Annotated in this window: 16 protein-coding genes and 1 tRNA gene; 8 read left to right on the top strand and 9 right to left on the bottom strand. The window is 65.6% G+C overall.

Annotated elements, in window-relative coordinates; translation table 11 throughout:
* Window positions 1–3: 3 nt before the first annotated feature.
* From mscL to E3O25_RS03005, 3 genes are all read right to left on the bottom strand, one after another.
* Window positions 4–480 carry a large conductance mechanosensitive channel protein MscL gene (mscL, locus tag E3O25_RS03015; protein ID WP_241983789.1) on the bottom strand — a complete coding sequence of 159 codons (477 nt, stop codon included), beginning with the start codon at window positions 478–480 and terminating at the stop codon, window positions 4–6.
* Window positions 481–484: 4 nt separating this feature from the next.
* Window positions 485–829, bottom strand: coding sequence for an FmdB family zinc ribbon protein (locus tag E3O25_RS03010; RefSeq protein ID WP_092109680.1), 345 nt, complete (start codon window positions 827–829; stop codon window positions 485–487).
* Between the two features lie 107 nt (window positions 830–936).
* The gene (locus E3O25_RS03005) at window positions 937–1,515 is read right to left on the bottom strand and encodes a 5-formyltetrahydrofolate cyclo-ligase (protein ID WP_134360418.1); all 579 of its coding nucleotides are present in this window, start codon (window positions 1,513–1,515) and stop codon (window positions 937–939) included.
* Between the two features lie 34 nt (window positions 1,516–1,549).
* On the opposite strand from E3O25_RS03005, the gene galU reads away from it, so the two are divergent.
* From galU to E3O25_RS02985, 4 genes are all read left to right on the top strand, one after another.
* Window positions 1,550–2,443 carry a UTP--glucose-1-phosphate uridylyltransferase GalU gene (gene galU, locus E3O25_RS03000; protein WP_092109686.1) on the top strand — a complete coding sequence of 298 codons (894 nt, stop codon included), beginning with the start codon at window positions 1,550–1,552 and terminating at the stop codon, window positions 2,441–2,443.
* 67 nt (window positions 2,444–2,510) lie between these two features.
* Window positions 2,511–3,170: a GNAT family N-acetyltransferase gene (locus E3O25_RS02995; RefSeq protein WP_134360417.1), complete on the top strand. Its 660-nt coding sequence runs from the start codon at window positions 2,511–2,513 to the stop codon at window positions 3,168–3,170.
* A 105-nt stretch (window positions 3,171–3,275) separates the two neighbouring features.
* Window positions 3,276–4,208, top strand: coding sequence for a hypothetical protein (locus E3O25_RS02990; RefSeq protein ID WP_134360416.1), 933 nt, complete (start codon window positions 3,276–3,278; stop codon window positions 4,206–4,208).
* Window positions 4,209–4,273: 65 nt separating this feature from the next.
* Window positions 4,274–4,346, top strand: a tRNA-Ala gene (locus E3O25_RS02985).
* 69 nt (window positions 4,347–4,415) lie between these two features.
* Here E3O25_RS02985 and E3O25_RS02980 read toward each other — a convergent pair.
* On the bottom strand, window positions 4,416–5,276 hold the full coding sequence (locus E3O25_RS02980; RefSeq protein WP_134360415.1) for an IclR family transcriptional regulator: 861 nt from the start codon (window positions 5,274–5,276) through the stop codon (window positions 4,416–4,418).
* 162 nt (window positions 5,277–5,438) lie between these two features.
* On the opposite strand from E3O25_RS02980, the gene E3O25_RS02975 reads away from it, so the two are divergent.
* Together E3O25_RS02975 and E3O25_RS02970 are read left to right on the top strand one after the other, a co-directional pair.
* Entirely contained in the window at window positions 5,439–6,155 is a 717-nt protein-coding gene (locus E3O25_RS02975) for a CoA transferase subunit A (protein ID WP_092109702.1), read from the top strand.
* 11 nt (window positions 6,156–6,166) lie between these two features.
* A complete protein-coding gene (locus E3O25_RS02970) occupies window positions 6,167–6,817 on the top strand; it encodes a CoA transferase subunit B (RefSeq protein WP_134360414.1) in 651 nt (216 codons plus the stop codon).
* Between the two features lie 88 nt (window positions 6,818–6,905).
* On the opposite strand, the gene E3O25_RS02965 is transcribed toward E3O25_RS02970, so the two are convergent.
* Together E3O25_RS02965 and E3O25_RS02960 are read right to left on the bottom strand one after the other, a co-directional pair.
* Window positions 6,906–7,103 carry a hypothetical protein gene (locus E3O25_RS02965; protein ID WP_134360413.1) on the bottom strand — a complete coding sequence of 66 codons (198 nt, stop codon included), beginning with the start codon at window positions 7,101–7,103 and terminating at the stop codon, window positions 6,906–6,908.
* Entirely contained in the window at window positions 7,084–8,058 is a 975-nt protein-coding gene (locus E3O25_RS02960) for a serine protease (RefSeq protein WP_134360412.1), read from the bottom strand. Before E3O25_RS02960 ends, E3O25_RS02965 begins: the two co-directional genes overlap by 20 nt.
* Before the next feature lie 184 nt (window positions 8,059–8,242).
* On the opposite strand from E3O25_RS02960, the gene E3O25_RS02955 reads away from it, so the two are divergent.
* Both E3O25_RS02955 and E3O25_RS02950 read left to right on the top strand, forming a co-directional pair.
* Entirely contained in the window at window positions 8,243–9,703 is a 1,461-nt protein-coding gene (locus tag E3O25_RS02955) for a HAMP domain-containing sensor histidine kinase (RefSeq protein ID WP_134360411.1), read from the top strand.
* Entirely contained in the window at window positions 9,700–10,356 is a 657-nt protein-coding gene (locus E3O25_RS02950) for a response regulator transcription factor (protein WP_134360410.1), read from the top strand. The genes E3O25_RS02955 and E3O25_RS02950 overlap by 4 nt, the downstream gene beginning before the upstream one ends.
* Window positions 10,357–10,386: 30 nt before the next feature.
* On the opposite strand, the gene E3O25_RS02945 is transcribed toward E3O25_RS02950, so the two are convergent.
* The 3 genes from E3O25_RS02945 to E3O25_RS02935 form a co-directional block, all read right to left on the bottom strand.
* Window positions 10,387–10,857, bottom strand: a complete 471-nt coding sequence (locus E3O25_RS02945) for a hypothetical protein (protein WP_134360409.1) — start codon at window positions 10,855–10,857, stop codon at window positions 10,387–10,389.
* A gap of 126 nt (window positions 10,858–10,983) precedes the next feature.
* Window positions 10,984–11,364, bottom strand: a complete 381-nt coding sequence (locus E3O25_RS02940; protein WP_092109715.1) for a hypothetical protein — start codon at window positions 11,362–11,364, stop codon at window positions 10,984–10,986.
* A gap of 586 nt (window positions 11,365–11,950) precedes the next feature.
* Entirely contained in the window at window positions 11,951–12,367 is a 417-nt protein-coding gene (locus E3O25_RS02935; RefSeq protein ID WP_174721703.1) for a DUF6855 family protein, read from the bottom strand.
* Window positions 12,368–12,507 lie beyond the last annotated feature (140 nt).

Here is a 12,507-nt window from a genome sequence, read left to right as displayed (position 1 = left end):
TTGCTAGTGCTTGGGACCCTGCTCGGCAGTGGCAGACTTGGCGAGCAGGTCCCGGATCTCGGTGAGCAGATCGAGTTCGGTCGTGGGATCGGGCACCACGGCGGAGGAGACGCCAGCGGAGCGGCGACGATCCTGGGCTTCCTTAAGTTTGTTCAGCGGCAGCACGATCACGAAATAGACGACGGCCGCGATCAGCAGAAAGTTGATCAGCGCGCCGATGACCACTCCGAACGCGATGTAGCCATCACCGGGCAGGGGCACGCGCAGGGCGCCAGCCAGCGAATCGGCGCTGAAGATAGCGGCGATGAGCGGGTTGAAGATGCTCGTGACGATGGCGGTGACCAGCGCGGTGAACGCCGTGCCGATGACGACGGCGACGGCGAGGTCGATGACGTTGCCGCGCATGATGAATTCTTTGAAACCGTTGATCACAGGGTGCTCCAATCGAATGACTTGAGAGACCGTCTTGGTCAGCGCCATGCGTCTAAGACGCCTTTGCGGCCGGAACCGAAGACGAGGAGGACGAGGTCTCCTTCTTGGCGGGGGTGCTCTCGGACTTCTTCTCGGCGGGTTTGCTCGCCGCCGAGGTGGTCTTGTCGGCAGGCTTTTCGCTCGCCTTACGGTCGAGGTTGGGGTTGGAACGCTTCGACTCCGACTTGGAGTCGTTGCTGTAGAAACCGGAGCCGCTGAAGGTCACGCCGATCGACGAGAAGACCTTGCGCAGCTTTCCCTGGCAGGTGGGGCACACCGTGAGCGAATGGTCGGTGAAGGCCTGCTGGATGTCGAAGGCGGTGTCGCACTCGGTGCAACGATAAGAGTAGGTAGGCACTGCATCTCCAGCTGGTTGAGCCGACAGGCAAACGCCTGCCAAGACTAAGGTTAGGCGCGCTCAGGCCTCCGCAGGTTCAGAACCGGGGTCGCCGGCAGTGAAAACGGTCAGAAAGCGATGATTCGGGTCGGCGTGACGAGGCCGTTGACCGGCTGGTCGTGCACCTCGCGCGGAACTTCCTCGAGGAATTCGCTGTCGTAGACGACGGCGTACACCGGCGGGCATTTTTCCATCGAGCCGAGGGTCTTGTCGAAGTAGCCGCGACCCCAGCCCATGCGCAGGCCTGATTCGTCGACGGCCGCCGCCGGAACAATGATGAGGTCGACGTCGTTGATGGCGATGGGCCCGAGTAGTGTTCCCACCGCTTCCGGCATGCCGGAGATCCCGGTGAATTCCTCATCTCCCGTGCCGACGGTCCAATCGAGCAGGCCGTCCTCGCGCGAAATAGGAAACAGAATACGGATGCCCTCTGCCGTAGCCCAGTTGAGAAAGGGTCGGGTATCGGGTTCGTGGCGGGCCGACAGGTAGCAGGAGATCGACCGCGCTGACAGGTCAAGAACAAGGCTTTGCAGGTTTTGCGTGAATCCCGCTGTGGCCGATTCGCGTTCCGACGAGGTCAGGTTCTGGCGGCGTTCGCGTAATTCCGCTCTCAGCGCACGCTTTCGATGAGCTATGTCGGAGTCCATATAAGGCATCCTACTTGCCACTAACCTAGTGCCCATGGGTACCCCGATAACTAAAGCCGTCATTCCCGCAGCTGGACTCGGAACACGCTTCCTCCCAGCGACCAAGGCCATGCCGAAGGAGATGCTCCCCGTCGTTGACAAGCCGGCCATTCAGTACGTCGTCGAGGAAGCCGTCGCGGCCGGCCTCAGCGATGTCCTGATGGTTACCGGGCGCAACAAGAACGCCCTAGAGAACCACTTCGACCGCATGACCGAGCTCGAGGCGATGCTGGAACGCAAGGGCGACCAGACCCGGCTCGCCAAGGTACGCGAATCCAACGAGCTCGCCGACATCCACTATGTGCGCCAGGGCGACCCGCGCGGGCTCGGTCACGCTGTGCTGCGCGCGCGCATGCACGTGGGCAACGAGCCGTTCGCGGTGCTGCTCGGTGACGACATCATCGACGCCCGCGACCCCCTGCTGACCCGCATGCTCGAGGAGCAGGTCAAGCGCGGCGCCAGCATCGTGGCGCTGCTCGAGGTCGATCCCGCTCAGATTCACATGTACGGCGCGGCCGCGGTCGAAGCCACCGACGACCCTGACGTCGTGCGCATCACCGGCCTGGTCGAGAAGCCCAGCACCGAAGACGCCCCATCCAATCTTGCCATCATCGGCCGCTACGTGTTGCGGCCTGAAGTTTTCGATATTCTGGAACACACGGCGCCCGGCAAGGGCAACGAGATTCAGCTGACCGATGCACTGCAGGAGATGGCTGTAAACCCGGAGTCCACCGGCGGCGTGTTCGGCCTCATCTTTCGGGGGCGTCGCTACGACACCGGCGACCGGCTCGACTATATCAAGGCCATCGTCCAGCTCGCCGTCGATCGTGACGATCTCGGTGCCGACCTCAAACCGTGGCTGCACGAATTCGTCGCCACACTCGACTAACGCCGCACCAGTCCACAACGCAGCCCAGCCCCACCGGGCTTTTCAGACCACGACAGACAGGCGAACCGTGCCGATCGCAATTCCGACCCTCCGCGAGGGGGCAGTCACCCTGCGTCCCATCCGACTGCGCGATTCGCGCGCGCTCGAGGGCGAACTGCTGGCGAACCGCTCGTGGTTGCGCAAATGGGAGGCGACCAACCCCTACGCGCCGATGTCGTTCGATACCAGCGCGAGCATCCGTAGCCTGTTGACCCATTCGCGTTCGGGCAACGGCCTGCCATTCATCGTGGAACAGGACGGTGAGCTGGCCGGCCAGCTGAACGTGTCGTCGATCACCTGGGGGTCACTGTCGTCGGCCACTATCGGGTATTGGGTGAGCGAAAGGTTCGCGGGCCTGTCGGTCACGCCGACGGCCGTGGCGCTCGCGACCGACTACTGCTTCTACCAGCTCGGCTTGCATCGCATGGAGATCTGCATCCGCCCCGAGAACAAGGCGAGCCTGCGCGTCGTCGAAAAGCTCGGTTTTCGCTACGAGGGACTGCGCCGCCGCTACATCCATATCAACGGTGACTGGCGCGACCACTTCTGCTTCGGCCTCGTGGCTGAGGAACTCACTCAGGGCGTCCTGCGCCGCTGGCACGAGGGCCTGGTCCCAGCGGATGCCGCGAGCGTCACCGCGGCAGATCTGGAGTCGGCGGCGCATCCGGTGCGTGTCATCACCCGATGACCAAGGCGTTATTCCCTGTTCGGGGGCGGAATCAGCGTATTAACTTGGGTGACACACCGAGAGTAATCAGCCGTGGATGCACCAGCGCCTCTTACCGTTGTCAACATGAGTAGTGAGGCATTGGGTGGCGGGGTCATGGTGGCGGTGGCCGCTGTGCTCTGGGTTGCCTATCTGATGCCCACCTGGTCGCGCCGCAAGCAGTATCAGGCGACCGAAAGAAATGCGGTTCGATTGCAGCAGACACTGCGCATTCTGGCGGAAACCGCCGAGGTTCCGCAGCAGGTGCGTCTCGAGGCGACCGCCCGCACCGTGGCCGAGCAGCAGCGTGTTCTGGCCCGGGTCGAACAGGATGCCCGGGCTGAAGCGCAGGCGGTAGCGGATGCCGCCACGTCGGTGCGTCGCGCTGCCGCAGCGGTGGCCGCGGCAGCCGCGCCGCGCGTACCGGAATCGCCGATGACCAAGCTGCGCCGTCTGCGCCGTTTCCGCGGCCTGGTCTCGCTGATACTGCTGGCCGGTTTCGTTCTGGTCGTCGCCGGGATCGCTCCCGCCCTCGCCGGCTCGTTCACCGCGCTGGTCGGCGGCGGGGTCGTCATGGTCGCCGCCTTCGGAATTCTCGGACGACTGGCCACGGTCGCCCGGTCGGCCCGGATCGTTCGGGTGGATGCCCCGGTGGAGCTGCCCGTGCTCATGGGGCAGCCCTTCGAGCCCGTGCACTTGGAAGCGACTCCCGTCGCGCCGGCAACCTGGACGCCGCAGCCGGTGCCGCGCGCGCTGCACCTTTCGCGCGGATCCATTGCGCAGACGGCGATGGCCTCGGTCGAAGCGGCCAACCAGCTGCGCAAGGCCGCCGCCGAGGCGGAGGTCGCTCGTCGGGCCGCCGCGCTCGCCGAGGACGCCAATCGGGCGGTCACGCCGATCGCGCGCCCCGCAGCAGCGGCAGCAGCTCCGAACCGATTCGCGTCGATGGGCATCGTCGGGGAGACCAGCCCAGGCATGACCGACCTCGACGCCGTGCTGCGACGTCGTCGCGCCGTCTAATTCGGGCCTCGGGCGCGAAGCGTCGAAACTGGCGGCCGTGCCGTGATATTCTTCAAAGGCAGTTTGGGGCTTTGGCGCAGTTGGTAGCGCGTCTCGTTCGCAATGAGAAGGTCAGGAGTTCGAATCTCCTAAGCTCCACTCGCACTGGAAGAAAAGTCCCGGCCTCGGCCGGGACTTTTCTCGTTTCCGGGCTCCTCGCGGCCGAGGCTAGTTGATCGGGGGGCGCTGCAGCGTCTGGGTGATGCGACTGGCCTCGTCGAGCAGCAACTGGCCGAGCACCTTCTGCCGCTCCGGCTTGAACCGCGGTTCGATGCCGGTGAGCGAGAGCGCCCAGCCGGGGCGGCCGCTGCGGTCGAAGATCGCCGCCCCCATGCCCCAGCTGCCCTCCAGAATGAGCCCGGGGTTCACGGCATAACCGGTTTCCCGGGTGCGCTCGAGATTGGCGCGGATGCTGGCAGGGGAGTGCTGAGGACCCCAGCGCGCCGCGAATGCGTCCGCATCGGTGTCGGCCGACACGGTGTCGCCGAGCAGGGCATCCACTTCGGTGTCGGGCAGGTAGGCCAGAATGGCCAGTCCAGCGGATGCGACCCCCAGCGGAAATCGCACCCCCTCGTGCAGCACGAAGGAGCGGATGGGGAAGCTGCCCTCTTCACGGAGCAGGCACACGGTTTCGGCGCCGCGGCGGATGGAGAGGAACGCACTTTCGCCGGTCTCCTCGGCGAGGCGCACGAGGCTCGGCCGGGCGAGCTCCTCGATCGGGTAGCGGGCGGCGGCGACGGTTCCCATGACGAACACCTCGGGACCGTAGTGCCAGGTGCGGCGCACGGCATCGTGGTCGAGCAGGCCCTCGGCGGCGAGTGAGCTGAGCAGCCGGTGCACGGTGGGCCGGGTCAGGCCGGAGTCCCGCACGATCTCGGCGAGCGGTGTGCCGGCCGGGTTGCGCCCCACGAGGCGCAGCAGCAGGGCGATGCGGGCGACGACCTGGGCGCCCTGCACGTGCTGGGTCAGCGGCACCGGCTGGCTGCTGCGTGACTTACGGCTCCCCGCGGTGGCTGAACGATCATCCATTTTCTTGCCTTCTGTCCATATTGTGGATGATTTGCAGCCTAGTGTTCATGAGGTGGAATCACAAGAAAGTGGCAATTGACAGGGCTCTGACGGGCTGAATACGATGACGTAACGAGCCGATGTCCACAAGATGGACAGGCTTACACTCAGCGAGGAGATAACATGCCCAAGGTACAGACCAGCGCGAGAGAGGCGCTGCACGATGTTCTGCACGACGGGATGGTGCTCGCGGTCGGCGGATTCGGGCTCAGCGGAATTCCGGCCGATCTCATTGACGCGGTGCGGGCATCCGGTGTGAAAGATCTCACTGTCGTGTCCAACAATATGGGCGTCGACGGCAAGGGCCTGGGTGTGCTGCTCGAAGCCGGGCAGGTGCGCAAGGTCATCGCCTCGTACGTCGGCGAGAACAAGCTGTTCGCCGAGCAGTTTCTGGCCGGCGTGCTCGAGGTCGAGTTCAGCCCTCAGGGCACCCTCGCCGAGCGACTGCGCGCCGGCGGCGCCGGCATTCCCGCTTTTTACACCAAGACCGGCGTCGGCACGCTGATCGCCGACGGCAAACCGCTCGCCGACTTCGACGGCGAAACGTACCTGCAGGAGCGCGGCATCGTCGCCGACGTCGCGCTGGTCAAAGCCTGGCGGGCTGACACCCTTGGCAATCTCGAATACCGCTTCACCGCCCGCAACTTCAACCCGGTCGTGGCGACCGCCGGGCGCATAACGATCGCCGAGGCCGAGGTGATCGTCGAACCCGGGGATATCGATCCAAATCACGTGATCACCCCGGGGGTCTACGTGCAGCGCCTGATCCAGGCCTCGGCCCGGGTCAAGGACATCGAACAGCGCACCGTGCGCAGCCGGCCCGTGCTGGCCAGAGCTTAAGGAGACTCACCATGGCTTGGACCAGAGACGAAATGGCCGCGATCGCGGCGCAGGAACTGCACGACGGCGACTACGTGAACCTCGGCATTGGCATTCCGACGCTCGTTGCCAACAACTTGCCGGAGGATATTCGAGTGACCCTGCAGAGCGAGAACGGGCTGCTGGGCATGGGACCGTTCCCGTGGGAGGGCGAGGAAGACGCCGACCTGATCAACGCCGGCAAACAGACCGTCACCGTGCTGCCGGGGGGATCGATCTTCGATTCTGCGACCTCGTTCGGGATGATCCGCGGTGGCCACGTGAAGGTCGCCATTCTCGGTGCCATGCAGGTCTCCGGCCTCGGCGACCTCGCCAACTGGACCATCCCCGGCAAAATGGTCAAGGGCATGGGCGGCGCTATGGACCTCGTCGCGGGCACCCCGCGCGTGGTCGTGCTCACCGAGCACGTGGCCAAGGACGGCACCCCGAAGATCGTCACCGAGTGCACCCTGCCGCTGACCGGGGTGCGGGTCGTCGACCGCATCATCAGCGACATTGCCGTTTTCGACGTGACGCCGACCGGCTTGGTGCTGCGCCAGCGCGCCCCCGGCGTGAGCCTGCAAGATGTTGAGGACACTACAGAGGCCGCATTCACGGTCGCTGAGTTTGCTCCGAGCCGGTAGCTGCGATCAGCGCTGGGAGGGGGCGCAAATCGACCCGGAACAGACCCCGGACGTTCGATTTGCGCCCTCTCAGTGTGCAGGCTCGCTGTCAGGATGCCGGCTTCGCGTTGTCCGCGTCGGCTTCCGGTAGATCGTCGGCTGTTTCGCGTGACCCGTCGGGAGCCAAGTGGATGAGGCGCGGTCGGGCTGCGCGCATCCGCTTGTCATTCCACTGGTCGGAATCGGGGCGCAGCTGCTGGCGGGCAACGTCGGTTGCGTCGCTGGGATCAAGCGGATGCTGCGACATAGGCGTTCTCGATGACCGAGCCCCAGTACGGGCCAAACATCGCGTCCGCGATGTTGTTGTAGCCGAAGCTGTTCACCGAGTTCTGCAGGCCGTTTGAGCCGGTGCCGATCATCCACGGACCACCCGAGGAGCCGCCGGTCATGTCGCAGGGGATTCCCTGTGATTGGCTTTGTCCGTACGGGTCCGCGCTGGCGGTGCCGTAGCAGGACTGCAGGGTCTCGCCGGTGAAGGGCGCAGCCGCCGGGTAGCCGTAGGCGGTGTAGGTGAGGCCGCGGCTCTGGTTGAACGTGACGCCCGATGCTCCGACGCTGTCGCTCAGAGAGGTTCCCGTGGGAGAGGAGACGATGGCGAAGCCGGTGTCGTAGCTGATATCGCCGTTGTTGCTCCACTGGGTGGGGGCGTAGAGCTCGGTCGCGTTCCACTGGCCGAACGGTGCCGACCCGTTCTCGTAGGCGGGCACGAAGATCAGGCGCGAGGCGAAGTTGCCCGGGCCTTCGTTGACGCAGTGTCCGGCGGTGACGACGGTGTTCTCGTTCGCGGCCGAGATGGAGTTGCCGGAACAGACGTAGTCGGTGCCGCCGAGAGTGAAGAAGATCTTGCCGATGTGCGAGATGGGGGAGACCCGGCTGGCCCTGGGGGACCGATCGGGATCGGCCTTCTGCGGGGCCACGAGCGAGGTGGCGCCGACTGCCACGTCGCCGATCACGCCGGGCGCGATGCCGTCCTGTACCAAGAGCTCGCCGGGAATGGCGGATTGCATGCGCTCTGGGGTCCAATAGTCGCCGCCCTGCTGGGTCTGCGGAACGATCCAGCGGTCGACATCCGCTGACGCGGACGCCGTGAGTGGCCCCGGCGCGATGGCGGCGGCTGCACCGGCCGACAGGAATCCGCCGACACCGACTAACGTGCCGATCAGAAGCGCCGAGAGGGCGCCGGTCTTAACTTTGCTTCGCATCATATGCTTCACTCCAGTTATCGATCGCATCCAGCGGACGGAATTGCCGCGTGTGTTAATACAATATTTGGCGTCGCACCAGCTGTCGACCCCAAATGGGGATCACCCATAAGAGGGGGGCGTTGGAGTGGCCCGGCATCCGGCTGCGTGTTCCTGTGTCGGCGGCACCCGCCATACTGGGTGCATGTCGGACCCGATCGGTGTGCGCGCGTGGCGGCGAAGCCCGGTGCTGTCGGTGCGCGTGCGCATCCTGGCCGCGATCCTGCTCGTGACGGCGGCCGGGCTGGCCATTGCGGGAACGACCGCCTACGCGGTGCAGCGTGAACGCACGCTGAGCGAGATCGATTCGGTGCTCACCGACACCGTCGACGACGTGCGCATCGTGGCCGCCGACTCCCCAGCCACCGACCTGCGCGGCGTGTTGCGCGCCGTCATCGCCGGGGTACGCCCGGCAACCAATGAGAGCACGCTGGCCGTCATCGACGGTGTGGCGGCATTGGAACCGCGCGCGGTCGACTTTCGGCTGGTTGATGACGCGCTCGTGCAGCGCAGCGAGGCCGAAACGGCCGCGGACGACGTCGTGCTCGGCACTGGCACAGCCTCGGGCCGGCTGCTGCGCTACGTTTTCGTGCCGGTTTCCGTCGACGGCGACCCGGCGCAGGGCACGTTCATTGCCGCCTTCGACCTCAACGCCGAACTGAAGTCCGTTTCCGACGCCTCCCGCACCTATCTGCTCGTGGGGCTGGTGACCCTGATCGTCGTCGGGCTGGTCGGCTGGGTCGTGGCCGGTCGACTATTGCGCCCCATTCGCGCGCTGCGCGAGGCCGCCGCGCGCATCACCGCGTCGGATGTGAGCGAACGCATCCCGGTTGTCGGTCACGACGACGTCTCGGCGTTGACGTCGACCGTGAACGATATGCTCGATCGCCTGCAGGGCGCGCTCACCGGGCAGCGCCGGCTGCTCGACGATGTCGGACACGAGTTGAAAACGCCCATCACCATCGTGCGCGGGCATCTTGAGCTGATGAACCCCGCCAGCACGGCCGATGTGGTGGCCACCCGCGATCTCGCGATCGATGAACTCGACCGGATGGGCGGGCTTGTGCGGGATATCTCGGCGCTCGCCCAGGTGGAACGGTCAGCCCTCGCGAACCGCGGCCCCACCGACATTCCCGCGCTCGTGGAGCGGGTGCGGCTGAAAGCGGCGGCGCTGTCGGCGCACCGCTGGGTCATCTCGGCGACGGCCGACGTGGTCGTGCCCGTGGACGCCGACAAACTCACCCAGGCGTTGCTGCAACTCGCGGCCAACGCGGTCAGCCACGGGGCCCCGACCGGAGTGATCGAGCTGGGTAGTGCCCTCACCACGGATGTCGCCGGCCGGCCCCGGCTGCAGCTCTGGGTGAGCGATCACGGGCCGGGTATCAGTGACGATCTGCTGCCGCGCGTCTTCGATCGGTTTCAGCGCGGAACCCGCGGACGCGGGCCGGCCGGCTCCGGCCTCGGCCTGGCGATCGTGGCGGCCATTGCCGCCGGGCACCATGGAGTGGCCGTGGTCAGCACGACTCCCGGCGGCGGCGCGACCTTCACGATCGACCTTCCCATCGATGCGACTGCGTCCCCCGACCCGAAGGACATCCGCTCGTGAGCCGCATTCTGATCGCCGAAGATGAAGACCGCATCGCCAGTTTCGTGGAGAAGGGGCTCGTCGCCGCCGGCTTCGCCACCGTCGTGGTGGGTACCGGAGCGGATGCCCTCGACTACGCGATAACCGGCGGGTTCGATCTGCTGATCCTGGACATCGGGCTGCCTGGGATCGACGGCTACGAGGTGCTGCGGCAGCTGCGGGCCGACGGGTCGGAACTACCCGTGATTGTGCTGACGGCCAGGGACTCGGCCGACGACACCCTCGCGAGCCTCGAGGGCGGCGCCAACGACTACATGTCGAAGCCGTTTCGATTCGACGAGCTGTTGGCGCGGGTGCGACTGCGTATGGTGGAGGCCCCCCGGGCGACGAACACCGTGCTCAGCGTCGACGGGCTGCAACTCGACCTGCGCACCCGCCGGGCCACGGTGGGGAGCCGGCAGGTCGACCTCTCGGCCCGAGAATTCGCGCTCGCCGAGGAATTTCTGCGCCACCCCGACCAGGTTCTGAGCCGCGAACAGCTGCTCAGCCGGGTCTGGGGCTACGATTTCGATCCCGGGTCGAACGTGGTCGACGTCTACGTGGGCTATCTGCGCGCCAAATTCGGTGCTGACCGCATCGAGACGGTACGCGGAATGGGCTACCGACTCAGCTGAGTCGATAGCCCCTTCGTGGCGGCGGCCTGGCTACTCGTGAGCGCTGCCGTGGCCGGAGTCGTCGCTGCCATCGTGGCCGCTGTCATCGCTGCCCGAGTTGTCGTCGCTCGACGTGTCGCTGCCCGAGTTGCTGGTGTCCGAGTCGTCGTGACCGGAGTTGCTTCCGCGGCCGGAGGTGCTGGAGTCGTCGATCGTGACCGCGTTCCCGGGGCCGGAGTTGCTGTCGACACGGCCGTCGCTGTCATCGGGGGCGTCGTTCACATCGTTGCTCATGGAGTCATCGGCCTGGTCGTCGATGCCATGGCCGGAGCCGACGCGGCCGTCGCTGTCGTCGGGAGTGTTGGGCAGATTGGTGGCAGCCGGGGTGCTGCTGGAGATGCTGGTCGGGGCCAGGAGGGTCGGGCCGGGGTTCGCCTGGGCGGCAATCACGCCGACCGACATCAAGCCGGCGAGGCCGAGGGTTGCGAGGGTGAGGGTGCGCTTCTTCGTCAGCTGAAACATGGGGTGCCCTTTCGTTGGCGCCGAGCGAGCGGCGGATGGATTCCGTGGCGTCTATCGCCACAGGATCAATCAACCGCACGCCGATAAGACCGGCAGGAGAAGTGCATGAGAGCACTCTCATGGGCTTCAGCCGCCGCTGCCCGAACTTCCGGACCCGCCGCTCGACCCGGAGCCGCCGGAATCGTCCGCGCCCGTGTCGTCGTCGTGACCGGGGGTGTCGCCGCCGTGATCGTCCACGATGACGGGGTCCGGGGCGGGAACGACTTCGGGGCTCGTGCTCGGCGCCGTGCCGGTCGGTTCAGGGCTCGGCGTGGGCGTCGCCGTCGCAGTGGATGCCCCGCCCGGCTGCTGCACCGACACGGCCGGCACCCCGATGGGTCGCCCCGGCTGCTCCGCGATAGCGAGCGATCCAGCGAGCGTCGAAGCGATGGCCACGAGCACAACGGCTCCGACGCCCGCGCCCACGATCCAGACCAGCGCCCGAGCCCAGCTGTTGCGCACGTTCATGATGCCTCCCGATCCACAAGCCGTGCCCCAGTGTGGGCCGCACGGGTGAGACCCAGGCAAGGCCCGCGTGAGAAGTCTCTTAGGTTTGAATCAGCTCTCGCGTACCCTACCTGGACCAACGGAACTGCTACGTTTCGTTGGGAATCGCTGTGCTCGGGTTTGACTTGCTTCGAGCAGCGAACTTTGGGAAGGCGCGGCTCAACATGCTCAACCAATTCGGCACGATTTCGAACCGTTCCAGAGCCCAGACCAGACGTGTGGCCACCCAGAACCAAATGAAGGCAACCGGCGCAGTGAGGAACGGTGCCACGGTCGGCCACCGCCAGATTTGACCGGCCAGAAAGCCCAACCAGACCCGTGCGCTGCAGGCTCCGAGCCATACAAAGAATGCGCCAAAGAGCCAGATGGGAGCACGAGCGGCCAGAGACAGCCGGGCTCGAATTAAGGCGGCATTTACCTCGAGAAGGCTTTCGACCTGAGCATCACGAAAGATCTCGGGGTGGAATTACCGAGTTGATTCGAGTCCGTCAACGATTGTCGCGATACGCATACAGATGACATTTCTTGTAGCGATGCAAAATTCTGGCTAAAGTGCGCGCATTCGGTTGTTGCGCGGGTTGTGTTCCACTTCGGCCAGGCCGAGAGCTTCGAGCAATGGTGGAACATACATGCCGAAGCGTCCGCGGAAGCCTTTCTTGAGGCCGTACCAGCCCCCGACCGGGTTGATCTCTGAGCGGCCCCAAGCCTCGACGGTGTCGGGTTTGGCCTCCTTCTTCTCGTCGGCAGCGCCCAACTCCACCCAGTCGCCGTTCTCTTTGAGCATGGCGTGCAGATCTTTTACAGAGCTCAGCCGGTAGGACAGCGTGGTCGACCCCACCTTGCAGATGAGCGCCGGGGGACTGGCTGCCTCATCGCGATACATGAGGTACTCCGACGATCCCGGCGGGGTGCACAGCACCCACGGGTCGTCCGTGGTGCCGGTTCCAATGCACGTGTTGGACATGTCCGTCTCCTCGTATTGGCGCCTGCGGCCCGCTGGGGCACGGCGGATTCAACCGGTCGTCGCAACACTCGATTTTTGTGAGGTGTTGTACGTGTGGTTGAAGAATGAGTTCGTTAAGAAACAGGCGCGGTTTTGGGTGT

This window comes from Cryobacterium sp. TMT1-3 (genome assembly GCF_004402315.1).
Classification (GTDB): domain Bacteria; phylum Actinomycetota; class Actinomycetes; order Actinomycetales; family Microbacteriaceae; genus Cryobacterium; species Cryobacterium luteum.
The sequence above is the reverse complement of the archived record's forward strand: the minus strand, read 5'-3'. Positions and strand labels throughout refer to the sequence as shown.

What these genes read in the sequence shown, in the direction of transcription:
- mscL (WP_241983789.1), bottom strand. Translation starts at nt 480, where the DNA reads ATGGCGCTGACCAAGACGGTCTCTCAAGTCATTCGATTGGAGCACCCT.
- E3O25_RS03005 (WP_134360418.1), bottom strand. Translation starts at nt 1,515, where the DNA reads ATGGACTCCGACATAGCTCATCGAAAGCGTGCGCTGAGAGCGGAATTA.
- galU (WP_092109686.1), top strand. Translation starts at nt 1,550, where the DNA reads ATGGGTACCCCGATAACTAAAGCCGTCATTCCCGCAGCTGGACTCGGA.
- E3O25_RS02990 (WP_134360416.1), top strand. Translation starts at nt 3,276, where the DNA reads ATGAGTAGTGAGGCATTGGGTGGCGGGGTCATGGTGGCGGTGGCCGCT.
- E3O25_RS02980 (WP_134360415.1), bottom strand. Translation starts at nt 5,276, where the DNA reads ATGGATGATCGTTCAGCCACCGCGGGGAGCCGTAAGTCACGCAGCAGC.
- E3O25_RS02975 (WP_092109702.1), top strand. Translation starts at nt 5,439, where the DNA reads ATGCCCAAGGTACAGACCAGCGCGAGAGAGGCGCTGCACGATGTTCTG.
- E3O25_RS02970 (WP_134360414.1), top strand. Translation starts at nt 6,167, where the DNA reads ATGGCTTGGACCAGAGACGAAATGGCCGCGATCGCGGCGCAGGAACTG.
- E3O25_RS02965 (WP_134360413.1), bottom strand. Translation starts at nt 7,103, where the DNA reads ATGTCGCAGCATCCGCTTGATCCCAGCGACGCAACCGACGTTGCCCGC.
- E3O25_RS02960 (WP_134360412.1), bottom strand. Translation starts at nt 8,058, where the DNA reads ATGCGAAGCAAAGTTAAGACCGGCGCCCTCTCGGCGCTTCTGATCGGC.
- E3O25_RS02955 (WP_134360411.1), top strand. Translation starts at nt 8,243, where the DNA reads ATGTCGGACCCGATCGGTGTGCGCGCGTGGCGGCGAAGCCCGGTGCTG.
- E3O25_RS02945 (WP_134360409.1), bottom strand. Translation starts at nt 10,857, where the DNA reads ATGTTTCAGCTGACGAAGAAGCGCACCCTCACCCTCGCAACCCTCGGC.
- E3O25_RS02940 (WP_092109715.1), bottom strand. Translation starts at nt 11,364, where the DNA reads ATGAACGTGCGCAACAGCTGGGCTCGGGCGCTGGTCTGGATCGTGGGC.
- E3O25_RS02935 (WP_174721703.1), bottom strand. Translation starts at nt 12,367, where the DNA reads ATGTCCAACACGTGCATTGGAACCGGCACCACGGACGACCCGTGGGTG.